At 33.5% G+C, this 13765-nt stretch carries 11 protein-coding genes and 1 pseudogene; 10 read left to right on the top strand and 2 right to left on the bottom strand.

Features of this window, described 5'->3' with window-relative positions; genetic code table 11:
• The first annotated feature begins 8 nt into the window (after positions 1 to 8).
• The 7 genes from ACP7AV_RS10985 to argH all read left to right on the top strand — a co-directional run bounded on the left by ACP7AV_RS10985 (position 9) and on the right by argH (position 7008).
• Positions 9 to 1205, top strand: coding sequence for a glutamate-5-semialdehyde dehydrogenase (locus tag ACP7AV_RS10985; RefSeq protein WP_426091980.1), 1197 nt, complete (start codon positions 9 to 11; stop codon positions 1203 to 1205).
• Between the two features lie 137 nt (positions 1206 to 1342).
• Positions 1343 to 2104, top strand: coding sequence for a glutamate 5-kinase (proB, locus tag ACP7AV_RS10990; RefSeq protein WP_426091981.1), 762 nt, complete (start codon positions 1343 to 1345; stop codon positions 2102 to 2104).
• Between the two features lie 62 nt (positions 2105 to 2166).
• Positions 2167 to 2547 (top strand): GxxExxY protein, encoded by a 381-nt coding sequence (locus tag ACP7AV_RS10995; RefSeq protein WP_426091982.1) that lies wholly within the window; start codon positions 2167 to 2169, stop codon positions 2545 to 2547.
• An 80-nt stretch (positions 2548 to 2627) separates the two neighbouring features.
• Positions 2628 to 3575: an N-acetylornithine carbamoyltransferase gene (locus tag ACP7AV_RS11000; RefSeq protein WP_426091983.1), complete on the top strand. Its 948-nt coding sequence runs from the start codon at positions 2628 to 2630 to the stop codon at positions 3573 to 3575.
• The gene (argB, locus tag ACP7AV_RS11005; protein ID WP_426091984.1) at positions 3565 to 4350 is read left to right on the top strand and encodes an acetylglutamate kinase; all 786 of its coding nucleotides are present in this window, start codon (positions 3565 to 3567) and stop codon (positions 4348 to 4350) included. Before ACP7AV_RS11000 ends, argB begins: the two co-directional genes overlap by 11 nt.
• 161 nt (positions 4351 to 4511) lie before the next feature.
• On the top strand, positions 4512 to 5582 hold the full coding sequence (locus ACP7AV_RS11010) for a M20 family metallo-hydrolase (protein ID WP_426091985.1): 1071 nt from the start codon (positions 4512 to 4514) through the stop codon (positions 5580 to 5582).
• 145 nt (positions 5583 to 5727) lie between these two features.
• Positions 5728 to 7008 carry an argininosuccinate lyase gene (gene argH, locus ACP7AV_RS11015; protein WP_426091986.1) on the top strand — a complete coding sequence of 427 codons (1281 nt, stop codon included), beginning with the start codon at positions 5728 to 5730 and terminating at the stop codon, positions 7006 to 7008.
• 319 nt (positions 7009 to 7327) lie between these two features.
• Here the strand turns inward: argH and ACP7AV_RS11020 are convergent, their stop codons facing one another.
• A complete protein-coding gene (locus tag ACP7AV_RS11020; protein ID WP_426065135.1) occupies positions 7328 to 8212 on the bottom strand; it encodes a hypothetical protein in 885 nt (294 codons plus the stop codon).
• A 100-nt stretch (positions 8213 to 8312) separates the two neighbouring features.
• Here ACP7AV_RS11020 and ACP7AV_RS11025 point away from each other — a divergent pair, with 100 nt between their 5' ends.
• The 3 genes and pseudogenes from ACP7AV_RS11025 to ACP7AV_RS11035 all read left to right on the top strand — a co-directional run bounded on the left by ACP7AV_RS11025 (position 8313) and on the right by ACP7AV_RS11035 (position 11360).
• Positions 8313 to 9383, top strand: a complete 1071-nt coding sequence (locus ACP7AV_RS11025; protein ID WP_426091987.1) for a formimidoylglutamase — start codon at positions 8313 to 8315, stop codon at positions 9381 to 9383.
• 99 nt (positions 9384 to 9482) lie between these two features.
• Complete coding sequence (locus ACP7AV_RS11030) at positions 9483 to 10739, top strand: DEAD/DEAH box helicase (RefSeq protein WP_426091988.1); 1257 nt, start codon at positions 9483 to 9485, stop codon at positions 10737 to 10739.
• A gap of 355 nt (positions 10740 to 11094) precedes the next feature.
• Positions 11095 to 11360: pseudogene (locus ACP7AV_RS11035) on the top strand (Hsp20/alpha crystallin family protein).
• 102 nt (positions 11361 to 11462) lie between these two features.
• On the opposite strand, the gene ACP7AV_RS11040 reads toward ACP7AV_RS11035, so the two are convergent.
• A complete protein-coding gene (locus tag ACP7AV_RS11040; protein WP_426091989.1) occupies positions 11463 to 13655 on the bottom strand; it encodes a response regulator in 2193 nt (730 codons plus the stop codon).
• Positions 13656 to 13765 lie beyond the last annotated feature (110 nt).

The following is a 13765-nucleotide window of genomic DNA, read 5'->3' on the forward strand; positions in this document are numbered from 1 at the left end:
AAAAACTAATGAACCACGTACTACCAATAGAAAAACGAAATGCAGTTTTAAGTAGTATGGCCGAACTTCTTGAACAAGAAAGAGCCAATCTTAAGACTATAAATCAACAGGATTTAAGCAATTATTCGGGGGATGATTTAGCGATGGAAAAACGTTTACTGGTTGATGATGCCAAAATTGACGGTATGATTCTATCTCTGGAGCAATTAGCGAGTCAAGAAGATCCTATTGGTGTGGAGCGTTTTAATTTTGACCATGATAACGGAATGAAAATCATCAATAAAACAGCGGCTTTTGGAACCATAATGATTATTTATGAATCTAGACCTGATGTTACTGTTGAAGCTGGTGGAATCGCTTTTAAATCCGGAAATAAAATTCTACTAAAAGGCGGAAAAGAATCCTTATTATCCAACTTGAAAATTGTGGAATTGTGGCATCAAGCTTTAACAGCAAACAATGTGGCTAGAGAATGGGTGGAATACGTGAATTACAATCGGGAAGAAACACAGGCATTTTTGGAGAACCCAACACAAAAAGTGGACTTAATCGTTCCTCGTGGTGGGGAGAAATTAATCGCTTTTGTAAAAAAACACGCCACCTGCCCAGTAATAATAAGTGGTCGAGGAAATAATTTTGTGTATGTAAATAAGGAAGCCGATTTAAAAAAAGCACTTGACATTATTATTAATGGAAAGACCTCAAATATATCAGTTTGCAATGCTTTAGATAAAGTTTTAATTGATACTAATCTTGAAAATTGGGAAGGTTTTGTTATCAAAATAGTTGAAAAATTACAACAAAGAAACGTTACTATTTTGGGAGATGAAAGTATTTCAAACGCAACAAATGTTACTCAGATCGAATCGGATTTAATTTGGTACGAAGAGTTTTTGGATTACAAAATTGTTATTGGAACAACCAATTCGGATCAAGAAGCGATTGACAAAATAAATAAATATTGTGGTGGACATTCTGCATCGATAATTACAAAAAATGATGCAATTGCTCAGGAATTCATGGAAAATGTAGATACGGCAGCCGTATATCAAAACGCCTCTACCCGATTCACGGATGGCGGACAATTTGGTTTAGGAGGAGAATTGGCGATAAGCACGGACAAATTACACCAACGTGGGCCAATCGGCTTGCAACATCTAGTTACTAATAAATGGTATATTTACGGAAATGGACAAACGAGATAATAGTCGTAAAGTTGAAAGTCAAAAAGTCGAAAGATTTAAAAAAAGAAGGATTTAAAATATTAACACAACACTTTGCGAACTTAACGGTTGACAACGTTATTTTTGAAAATTAACTTTACGCACTTTGCGGGTCAAAAATGGCAAAAAAAAGAATTTTATTAAAGTTAGGAAGCAATACGCTAACTAAAGAAACCAATCACATTTCGAGAGGAAAGATTGAAGATATTGGAATGCAAATAGCCGCTTTACAAGACGAGTACGAGTTTATCATTGTGAGTTCCGGTGCAATTGCCGCAGCCAAACAATTTGTAAAACTGGAAAATCAAGACAAAGATGTTTTTGTAAAACAAGCGTTGGCGTCTATTGGTCAGCCCCATTTGATGCGGATTTATCATGAGAACTTCAGCGATTTAGGATTATTAATTTCGCAATGTTTACTTTCCTATTCGGATTTCGAAAAAGAACAAGCCAAAGTAAATATTGTAAACACAATCAATGTGTTGGTCAAAAATAATTACATTCCAATTATCAATGAAAATGATACCGTGGCAACGGATGAGATCAAGTTTGGTGATAATGATAAATTAGCCGCTTTAACAGCTGTTTTATTAAATGTTGACATTCTGATTATCGCTACCAATACGAACGGGATTTACACCAAAGCATCCATCCATGATGCCGTTCCTGAAACTATTTCTTTGGTAACCGATTTAAAAGTATTGGAAAAAGAGATTGGCGATTCTAAATCTTCGCACGGAACCGGTGGAATGCAATCTAAAATAGAAGCATCGGCAATTGCCAAAGCCGCCAATATAGAAACCTGGATTGTTAATGGTTTGGACGATAATTTTATTTTAAAAGCTTTAAAAAACGAAATACCTTTCACTAAAATTCTATAAAGAAGGGACACAGACAAAACGGATTCGCGTTGCGAAGACGCTGATAAAAACAGATTTTTAAAATGGATTTAAAACATAAAGAATTAACGGATGGAATTTTAAAAACTTTTTACGAAGTGTATAATGAATTGGGTTATGGCTTTTTAGAAAAAGTATATCAAAATTCAATGTATATAGAATTGAAAAATAAAGGATACCAAGTTGAGGCTCAGAATAAAATTAAAGTTTACTATAAAGGAACTGAAGTTGGCGAATATTATGCAGATTTAATAGTAGAAAATCTAATAATATTGGAACTAAAAGCAGTTGATTATGTAGTGAAAGATTTTGAAAACCAAATTTTAAATTATTTAAGAAGCACTGATTGTGAAGTAGGTTTACTTTTAAACTTTGGAAAAAAACCTGAATTTAGAAGGAAAATTTTTGAAAATAACAGAAAATAAAGAAAAAAATCCGTTTTAATCCGTGTCTTCGCGATAGCGAATCCGTTTAATCCGCGTCCAAAAACTTAAAACACAAAACAATGAACTATATTTCTATACAAAACATAGATTCACTCGACAAATGGGTGAAACAAGCCTTGAAAATCAAGAAAAAACCCCTTAAAAACAAAAAACTGGGTAAGAACAAAACCTTAGGAATGTTGTTTTTTAATTCCAGTTTGAGAACGCGTTTGAGTACCCAAAAAGCAGCTTTGAATTTGGGTATGAACGTAATGGTAATGAATTTTACCAGTGAAGGTTGGACATTGGAATTTGAAGATGGAGCCATCATGAACTCCGGTGCTTCGGAACATATTAAAGAAGCGGCAGCAGTTGTTTCTCAATATTGCGATATTATTGCCATCAGGGCCTTTGCCGGATTGGTAGACAAAGAAAAAGATAATGCCGAAACCGTTCTCATGGGTTTCTTGAAACACGCAACTGTTCCAATTGTTAATATGGAAAGTGCGACAGGACATCCATTACAATCGCTAGCCGATGCGATAACGATGGCCGAACACAAAACGAAACACCGTCCAAAAGTAGTTTTGACTTGGGCTCCACATCCTAAAGCTTTACCTCAAGCGGTACCCAATTCCTTTGTGCAAATGATGCAGTTACAAGATGCAGACTTTGTCATTACGCATCCGAAAGGCTACGAATTAAATCCTGAAATCACGAAAGATTCTAAGATTGAATACGACCAAGACAAAGCTTTCGAAAACGCCGATTTTATTTATGCCAAAAACTGGAGCAATTATAACGAGTATGGTCGGATAACAAATTCTGATCCAAATTGGACTGTAACTGCCGACAAAATGAAACTGACTAATAATGCTAAATTCATGCACTGTTTGCCAATAAGACGTAACGTAATTGTAACGGATGAAGTAATTGACAGTGAAAATTCAATTGTTATCGAACAAGCCAACAATAGAACCTATGCCGCACAATTAGTGTTGCAAAAAATATTGGAAAATGGAAAATAAAAAACCCGTAACCCTAATAAAAATTGGAGGAAACATTATTGACAACCCAACGGAATTAAAACAATTTTTATCTGATTTTTCTAAAATTGAAGGCTATAAAGTACTCGTTCATGGCGGTGGAAAATCAGCTACCAAAATGGCGGAAAGTATTGGTTTAGTTCCTCAAATGATTGACGGAAGACGCATTACCGATGCCGCTATGCTTGATGTAGTTGTGATGATTTATGCAGGTCAAATCAACAAAAATATCGTTGCTCAATTACAAGCTAATTCCACCAATGCGATGGGGTTTTCTGGTGCTGATGGGAATTTAATTCAGTCAGATAAAAGAAACCATCCAACAATCAATTATGGTTTTGTGGGCGATGTAAAAAAAGTGAATACGGAATTGTTGGAAACATTGCTATCTACTGGAATAGTTCCTGTATTTTGCGCGATAACACACAATGGAAAAGGACAATTATTAAACACGAATGCGGATACTATTGCGAGCGAATTAGCGATTGCTTTATCAGAAGTTTTTGATGTCACTTTGAATTATTGCTTTGAAAAACCGGGTGTTTTATATGATGCCGAAGACGATTCTTCCGTAATCGAAAACATAAATCAAGAATTATATTCCAAATTAAAAGCAGAGAAAGCGATACATTCCGGCATGATTCCTAAATTAGACAACTGTTTCAATAGTTTATCCAAAGGAGTTCAAAAAATAAAAATTGGTCATCACAGGATTTTGCAAGACTTGAAGGTTATTTGCACTAGTATAGAACTATAGTTAATTTGCCACAAAGGCACGAAGGCGCAAAGAAATAATTTAAAGTACACTTAAAACTTTATTAATTTATGGCTTTTTGACAAAAAAGTAGATAACAAACTTCGTGACTTTGCGCCTTTGTGGCAAAAAAAATAGTGCCATCGTGGTAAAAAAAATAAATTATGAAGAGTATAGAAACCCTTACACAAGAAGCCATTGCGTTATTAAAAGCACTGATTGAAACGCCTTCCTTTTCAAGTGAAGAAGATCAAACAGCACTTTTAATAGAAAATTGGTTTACACAAAATAATATCCCTTTCGAAAGAGAGAATAATAATATTTGGGCTTTCAATAAACATTTTGACAAGAATAAACCAACCCTATTACTAAATTCACACCACGATACCGTAAAACCAAACCAAGGTTACACAAACAATCCATTTGAAGCCATCGTAAAAGATGGAAAATTATTTGGATTAGGTAGCAATGATGCAGGAGGTTGTTTGGTCTCGCTTTTAGCCACTTTTGTATATTTTTATTCGAATGAAAATCTGCCTTACAATATTGTGATGGTCGCTTCAGCCGAAGAAGAAAGCAGCGGAAAAAATGGATTAAACAGCGTATTGAAACATTTACCGGAATTGGAATGTGCCATTGTTGGAGAACCTACTTTGATGCAATTGGCCGTAGCTGAAAAAGGGTTATTAGTATTAGATGTTATCGTAAAAGGCACCGCTAGTCATGCCGCCCACAACAATCCTGACAATCCTATTTACAATGCGATACCCGTTATTGAATGGTTTAACAGTTATCAATTCGAAAAAATATCGGAGGTTTTAGGTCCTGTAAAAATGACCGTAACACAAGTATCTGCTGGAAAACAGCACAATGTAGTTCCCGCAGAATGTCATTTGGTTGTCGATATCCGAGTGAATGATTGCTACAACAATCACGAAATTTTAGATACCGTAAGAGAGCATCAGACTGCCGAAGTCAATCCGCGTTCGATGCATTTGAATGCGTCATCAATTCCTGTTACACACGAATTAGTACAAGCCGGAATCGCACTGGGAAGAACCACGTATGGCTCGCCTACCCTTTCGGATCAATCGGTTTTGAGCTGCCAATCCTTAAAATTAGGACCTGGCGAAACCTTACGGTCACATTCGGCGGACGAATTTATATTTATATACGAAATAGAAGAAGGAATTCAATTGTATATCAAAATACTAACTGATTTTTTCAAACAATAAAATAATTTGGATTTATCCTGATTATTTTCAGGAGCTAATCCCGCTATTCGTTGCAATCTTTTATTTTTTTAAAGAAAAAAAATAAAAGGATTTCCACTACTATCCGGGCTAAAATCTAACAGTCTAAAAATCTAATTATCCATATATGAAACTTTGGGAAAAAGGAATACCAACAGATAAACAAATCGAACATTTCACCGTTGGTAACGACAGAGAACTGGATTTAGTTCTTGCCAAATACGATGCTTTAGGCTCTATAGCACATGCAAAAATGCTGGGACAAATAGGACTTTTAACAGATTCCGAAACCGTTGCTTTGGTTTTGGCTTTGGAAGAAATAATTGCAGCCGTTGAAAACGGAAAATTCGAAATCGAAGACAGCTTTGAAGACGTACATTCCAAAATCGAATATTTACTGACAGTAAAATTGGGAGACGCCGGAAAAAAAATTCACACGGCCCGTTCTCGTAACGACCAAGTTTTAGTAGATGTTAATTTGTATCTAAAAGACGTGGTTAAAGAACTAAAGGAACAAGTAAAAAGTCTTTTTGATTTGCTAATGGAATTGGCTGAAAAACATCAAAATGTTTTATTGCCCGGATATACTCACCTTCAAATTGCGATGCCGTCTTCTTTTGGAATGTGGTTTTCCGCTTACGCCGAAACTTTGATTGATGATATAACAATGCTAAATGCCGCATTAAAAATTGTAGACCAAAATCCATTAGGTTCGGCTGCAGGTTACGGAAGTTCATTTCCTATCGACAGAACATTCACAACACAAGAATTAGGTTTTGAAACCTTAAAATTCAATTCGGTTGCCGCACAGATGAGTCGTGGAAAATCAGAAAAAACAGTGGCTTTCGCAATGAGTAGCGTGGCTGCAACCCTATCAAAATTTTCGATGGATGTTTGTTTGTACATGAGTCAGAATTTCGATTTCATCACTTTGCCCTCGCATCTTACAACAGGTTCGAGCATTATGCCCCACAAGAAAAACCCCGATGTTTTTGAGTTGATCCGTGGAAAATGCAACAAGATTCAAGCGCTTCCATATGAAATTACTTTAATTACCAACAACCTTCCTAGTGGTTATCATAGGGATGTGCAATTGTTGAAAGAAGGATTGTTTCCAGCGATTCAAAACCTGAAAGCCTGTTTGGATATTGCTATTTTTGCTATCAAAGACATTGCAGTAAAAGAACACATTTTAGACGATAAAAAATACGATTATTTATTTACGGTTGATTCCTTAAACGAAATGGTGGTTGCCGGAATACCGTTTAGAGATGCGTATAAAGCCGTTGCCGAGCAACTGGAAAATGGTACATTTCAATCTCCAAAAGAAACCAAACATACGCACGAAGGAAGCATTAATAATCTTTGTTTGGATGCCATAAAAAAGAAAATGAGCGATTCTTATTAAATCAAAATAATTTGTTTAGTCGTGAAAAAATGCAATAATATTACTTCAGTACGAGCCATATTTCATAATATATCTTATTGAATAGCAAACTTGTTAAACAGGAGATAAGTTGCTTTTGTTTTGATTCATTCTCTTATAACTTTCCTAATAATAAATACTAAAAGCAAACAAGCGATTGTTAAATAGAATTACATCTATTCAACAATCGCTTGTTATTTAATCTTCTAAATATCTTAGCTATACTTTTTCTCAACTATAATTAAAATATTTGTTCGCAGATGGTAAACAAATGCTTCTCTTTTTCATATAATACTAAGTCTTATCTCAGTACAAAACTTGTTTTAGAAACCAATATATCTCTATCAAAAATATTGATATAATAAGTTCCTTTGGCAAAGTCTTTTCCTCTTAAATCTTCAGATACTTGGATTGTTTTATTTTCATATTTTACATTAGTTAAAAAACTATATGTCAACGTATTTTCTCCAAAATTTTCTGATTTCTTATCTCCTAAAACATTATTTTTACTGTCAATTACTTGCACGTAATATGTTTTATCACCTGATTTAGCAATAGCATTCTCAGCAATTGTAAAGTTTACTCTAAGTACATCCGCTCTGCTTGCTTTATCTGTTTCAATTTGTTTCCCTGAACTTCTTAATCTGAAAGCCGATCCTCTTGTATTTAAAACAGTTAATTTCGAACCAATTTCGACTGCTTTTGTTAATTCTTCATTTTGACCTGTCAATGCTTCGACATTCTTTTTAGTCTCTCCTAATACCACCACCGTACTGTCACGCTGCGTAGTTAAGGTTGTATTTTGCTTTCTTAACCCATCATTTTCAGCCATTAATACTTTCATATTGCCCTGTAAAGCGTTGAATTGCGTTCTGTATTTTGATAAAGAATTAACATCTCCTTTGGATTTACTTAAATCAGACATTAAATTAACTACTTTGTCTCTTTCCAGAATTAACTCATCGGACATGGAAGTATTCTCTGCGATGGCAGCATCATAAGTCGATTTTAATTCTTGTAAATCTTTCATCACCGATTCTTTCTCCGTAAGAGTACTTTTTAATTCGGTTTTTACTACTTCAGCATCGGAGGTCATTTTAAAAATGTATATCAAACTACCTACTAATAAAATAGCCAATACAGCTATTACCGCTTTAAGACTCGAACTGCTTTTTTGATTTTCCATCTAGTTTTAATTTTTATTTGTTTACAAATTTAACAATATATAACCATCTATTAACGTAAGTTGATACAATTATATTATTTTTGAAAAAAATATTTTTTTAATGGAAAAGATTATCCCGTTCACAATAAAAGATCTCTCAAAGATAACCAACCACAGAAATGGCGAAATAAAATTTGGAGAAAAAATGATAACTGTTCCAAAAGATGCTGATTCTATTGAATTTTTAAAAACCTGCGATGCTAAATATGTATTGTTTGGGATTCCGGAAGATATTGGCGTAAGAGCCAACTACGGGAGACCGGGAACTGCATCAGCTTGGGATAGTGCAATAAAAAGTATTGCAAATATTCAACACAATCGTTTTTGTAAAGGCACTCAGCTTGTTGTTTTAGGTCAACTGGATGTAACTGAACATATGAAAAATGTAGAACTTTTAGACTTTAATGACATTGACGATCGTTCAAAATTGAGTCAGCTCGTTGATAAAATTGACAAGGATGTTTCCCATATTATTTTTAACATCGTAAAATTAGGCAAAATTCCAATTGTTGTTGGTGGCGGACACAATAACTCCTACGGCAACATAAAAGGAACCGCTCTTGCAAAAGGCAAACCTATAAATGCAATTAATTTTGATGCCCATTCTGATTTTAGAATTTTGGAAGGACGTCACAGCGGAAATGGTTTTTCCTATGCTTTCGAAGAAGGTTTTTTGAAAAAATATTTCATTTTTGGCTTGCATGAAAATTACACTTCCAAAAGTGTTTTAGATATTATCAAAAAAATAGAAGACCGAGTCCGTTACAACACTTATGATAGTATCAGTATCCGCAGAGAAAAGGATTTTGAGAAGGAAATGTCACAAGCATTAGAATTTGTAAATGATGACTCCTTTGGAATTGAAATCGATTTAGATGCCATTCCAAACATTGCCTCCAGTGCGATGACAATGAGTGGTTTCTCCGTTGAACAACTCCGTCAGTTTATTTCGTTTTTTGGAAAAAATAAAAATGCTTCCTATTTACATATTTGTGAAGGCGCACCGGATTTAGGAGAAGAAAAAAACAATCATCTAATAGGTAAACTTATAGGTTATCTGGTAACTGATTTTATTAAATCCAACATTACTCAGCCCGTTCAAACTATAATTCCCTCTCTTAAAACTTTCTAAATTCAGCTCCCAAATAACATAAAAAGAACCATCAAAAATATAAATACTATCTTTGGATGCTATCTCTGTACTTAATACAAGATATTTAATATCCAAAATATGTTATTCGAAGATTTATCACTTTCAAAAAGTATACAAAAAGCCGTATTTGAACAAGGCTACCTTAACCCAACTCCTATTCAAGAACAATCTATACCACTAGTACTAGCGGGACGAGATCTAATAGGTTGTGCGCAAACCGGGACAGGAAAAACAGGCGCATTTGCAATACCAATTATACATCAGTTACACCGAATTGTGGGTTCATCCAAAAAAGCCAAAGTAATTCGATCACTAATCGTGACTCCAACCCGAGAATTAGCCGTTCAAATTGGCCAAAGTTTTGACACATACGCAAAATACACTAACCTGACACAGCTTACAATTTTTGGTGGAGTTTCACAAAATCCACAAGTTGATACGTTAAAAAATGGTATCGATATATTGATCGCAACTCCCGGAAGACTTCTTGATTTACACAAACAAGGTTTTATCGATCTAGATCATCTGCATACATTAGTCCTTGACGAAGCAGATCAAATGCTGGACATGGGATTTGTAAATGATGTTAAAAAAATTGTAAAGCTTACGCCAAAAAACCGACAAACATTATTTTTCTCTGCAACAATGCCGATCGCGATCAGAGAATTAGCCGAAATTTTTCTGACAGATCCTGCAACAGTGACCGTTTCGCCTGTCTCTTCAACTGCTGAAAACGTAGAACAACGCGTTTATTTCGTTGAAAAAGGCGAAAAAAGAAACTTATTATACCATTTGATTAAAAATGAAAATTTAACTGATGTATTGGTTTTTTCCAGAACAAAGCACGGTGCCGACAACGTCGTTAAGGCATTACGAAAAAATAATATCGCCGCGGAAGCCATTCACGGTGACAAATCACAAAATGCAAGACAACGTGTTTTGGATGCTTTCAAAAACAAAGAAATCGGCATTTTAGTTGCGACTGACATAGCAGCCAGAGGAATTGATATTGATCAATTACCGTTTGTAATTAATTTTGATTTACCCAATATACCTGAAACTTACGTACACAGAATTGGCAGAACAGGTCGTGCCGGAAACGGTGGAATTGCCATTTCTTTTTGCAGTAAAGACGAACATACATATTGGAAAGACATACAAAAATTGATAAAAGTTGACGTTAAAACAGTAAATGATCATCCCTACCATTGGCACTCGGGCAGTCCGGAATCGGCTCCAGCATCCGCAGCTCAAAAGAATTCAAACAGAAGTGGTGGTGCTCATAAATCAAGAAAATCAGAAGCATCAAAACTAAATAAAAAACGGTGGTACTAATTGTTTTAACGTGAACTATCAGCTGTAAGAATTGTCTTTTTTTTTAAAAAAAATAGGTGATTAAGCGATAATAAATTGTTTTTCAACGTTTTAAATTTTAAAAGCTGTTTTATAAAATAATTAAATCATTAAATTTGACTTAAGATATCATAAACAGCTTTAAACAAAAAATCATGAAAGCCTTTGTTAAAAAAGCGGCTTTTTCCCATCATTAAATACTGTTTTTGATGATTTTTTTACAAAAGATTCGTTAGATTGGAATGATGAAAATTTTTCTGGCATTGAAACTAATTTACCTTCGGTGAACTTAAAAGAGACCGAAAATAAGCTAGAAGTCGAATTGGCTGCAACTGGTATGAAAAAAGAAGATTTTAAAGTTGAAATTGACAACAACATGATCATGATTTCTTCTGAAAAACAAGAAAAAAAGACAATTACGTTCGAAAAGAGTTTCGTTATCAATCTTTCTACAGATCTTTCTATTTGCCCGAATATGTAGATGAAAGCAAAGTTGAAGTTAGTTATAAAGATGGAATTCTGCATGTAGTGATCGCTAAAAAAGAAAATGGCAAGAAAAAAGCACTTAAATCAATTGCCATTAAATTAAAAAAATCTTATTGAAGTGTCTAATTAATACTTAAAATTGTAATATAATTGAAGCTTGCTAGAGGCTAAAGAGTATAAGGTTTTAACATAATTACCATACTGAAATTGTAATGAAATTTAGTTTTTAGAAATCAAAATTGTAATGATACTAAACAATTTAACCGAGTCAAAAGGTTTTATAATGATGTCATTAATTCCGGCTGAGAGCGCCTCTTCAGTAATTTCAGCTTTATCAAACGCCGTGAGTGCGACAATTGGCGTTTTGATTCCCATTAACCGTATCTTTCTAGTGGTTTCAAAACCATTTATCAAAGGCATATTAATATCCATTAGTATGATATCAAAATATTCTTTTTCAAGTATTTCCAGCGCTGCATATCCGTTATCAACTACACTGCACTTGTAGTTGTTTTTTTCTATTATTTTTTTAGTAACCAATTGATTAATATGATTGTCCTCGACTACCAAAACATTTATGGTTTGAGTCGAAGAAATATCGACTTGAATATTATTAATGATTTCAATCGTTTTCTTCGGATTATATTCGAATGCAATTACAAATTTGAGTGTCGTTCCTTCACCAATCGCGCTTTGAATTAAAATACTACTGTTAAATAACTTCAACAATTGTTTCACGATGCAAAGTCCAAGACCTGTTCCCTGATAATCAGTTTCTTTTCTGCCAATTTGCACAAATTTATCGAAAATCTTTTCCTGATCGTCCAACGCTATTCCAATTCCGTTATCTTGAATTTTAAACTCTATAAAATAAGACTTATCGACTGTTTTTTCTAAATGTAAACTTATTGTTACTTTTCCATTCGTGGTAAATTTCAATGCGTTACTTACTAAATTCATAATGATTTGAGAAAGCCTTAACTTGTCACCAATTAAATATTCTGGAATATTTGGGTCAATTTTGACAACAATAAAATTATTATTATTTTTTGCCAAAAATGACAGCGAATTTTTAACCATGTAAATTTCATCTGAAATATTAAAAGTCAGATTCTCTAATATCATTCTATTATCTTCAATCTTGTTGATTTGGAGAATATCATTTACGAGCGACAGTAAATACCTGGCTGAGAATTTAAGTGAACTCAAATATGGACTGTTAGCTAATTCTTTATGCTCGTCTAGCAACATATTTGTAATTCCTACTACACCATATAAAGGAGTTCGCAATTCATGGCTGATGGTAGAGACAAATTGAGATTTTAATATTGATGCTTCCTCAGCTTTTTCTTTTGCAAGTGTTAACTGTCTATTAGTTTTGGAAAGTTCTGCATTTAATTTTTTCCTAAAATTATTATTTTTGAATAAAGTGTATAGCAAAAGCAACATTACCAACGATATTATCATAAACAAAAACACAATCGTTTTAGATTTCTGAACTATTTGAAACTGCGCATCTTTTTCGCTTTCAAATTTATCAATTTCCCTTTTGTACTCATCTAATTCTACATTGATCCCAACAACATTTGCTTTTTTAAGTTTGTCCTTATTATAAAGCACTTCTGTAATTTCATTGTATTTGGAAAGATTTTCATACGCCTTTTTATAATCCCCTTTGCTCATTAAATATTTGGAATATTCCAAATGAGCAAATGATAAATCTGATTTTTCATTAATTTTATTTACGGACTTAATTGAATTTAAAAAATAAGCAGTAGCTTTTTTATCATTACCAAGGTGTGCATAATACATTCCATTTAACATGTTAACAGCACCCGCAGTTGATTTATCGCCATACTTAAGATTATTTTTGTTTATGAATTCCAGATTTGGATATCCTTTTTCAAAATGACCAACATCAAAATACGCCCAGGCGATATTCAGTTTGGTCATATAAATCTGACTGGTATCCGCAATTTTGCTACTATATTTAAGAGCGTTTTCATAAAAGTTTATCCCTTTTATATATTGCTTTTTTTCAAAACAATAAATATTTCCTAAATTGTTAAAAATCCTATTCTTTAATGTATCGTTGTGCGTTTTTTTAGCGTAGAGCAATCCTCTGTTATAGAAAAAAATAGCTTTGTCAAATTCAGCTAGTTCCGCGTAATTTGCAGCAATGGTAATGTAGGAAATTGTTGTTGAAGAACTGTCATTAGCTACAATTGCTTTGTGCAAAGCTGCTTTTGAAATTTTAAGTGATTTTTCAAAATTGGCATCATTCAAATATTGAGAAGCCTGGTCGGTTAGTTTGGTGAGTTCTTTTTTTGTGTAAATCTTTGTCTGCGCAAATAAATCATTAAACGAATTTAACGTCAGCAATAACCAAAAAATTACACGTATCTGATACATAATCAATTATAGTTTATCAAATATACATTTTATTAATAAAAAAATGACAAAAAGAGCGATTTTTGTATTAAAATAGGATAAAATATAGAATAATTAAAAACAGAAAAAAC

The sequence above is a fragment of the Flavobacterium sp. DSR3-2 genome (assembly GCF_049896525.1).
In the GTDB taxonomy this organism is placed as follows: Bacteria; Bacteroidota; Bacteroidia; order Flavobacteriales; family Flavobacteriaceae; genus Flavobacterium.

Coding starts and splice junctions, on each gene's coding strand:
- ACP7AV_RS10985 (WP_426091980.1), top strand. CDS start 9: ATGAACCACGTACTACCAATAGAAAAACGAAATGCAGTTTTAAGTAGT.
- proB (WP_426091981.1), top strand. CDS start 1,343: ATGGCAAAAAAAAGAATTTTATTAAAGTTAGGAAGCAATACGCTAACT.
- ACP7AV_RS10995 (WP_426091982.1), top strand. CDS start 2,167: ATGGATTTAAAACATAAAGAATTAACGGATGGAATTTTAAAAACTTTT.
- ACP7AV_RS11000 (WP_426091983.1), top strand. CDS start 2,628: ATGAACTATATTTCTATACAAAACATAGATTCACTCGACAAATGGGTG.
- argB (WP_426091984.1), top strand. CDS start 3,565: ATGGAAAATAAAAAACCCGTAACCCTAATAAAAATTGGAGGAAACATT.
- ACP7AV_RS11010 (WP_426091985.1), top strand. CDS start 4,512: ATGAAGAGTATAGAAACCCTTACACAAGAAGCCATTGCGTTATTAAAA.
- argH (WP_426091986.1), top strand. CDS start 5,728: ATGAAACTTTGGGAAAAAGGAATACCAACAGATAAACAAATCGAACAT.
- ACP7AV_RS11020 (WP_426065135.1), bottom strand. CDS start 8,212: ATGGAAAATCAAAAAAGCAGTTCGAGTCTTAAAGCGGTAATAGCTGTA.
- ACP7AV_RS11025 (WP_426091987.1), top strand. CDS start 8,313: ATGGAAAAGATTATCCCGTTCACAATAAAAGATCTCTCAAAGATAACC.
- ACP7AV_RS11030 (WP_426091988.1), top strand. CDS start 9,483: ATGTTATTCGAAGATTTATCACTTTCAAAAAGTATACAAAAAGCCGTA.
- ACP7AV_RS11040 (WP_426091989.1), bottom strand. CDS start 13,655: ATGTATCAGATACGTGTAATTTTTTGGTTATTGCTGACGTTAAATTCG.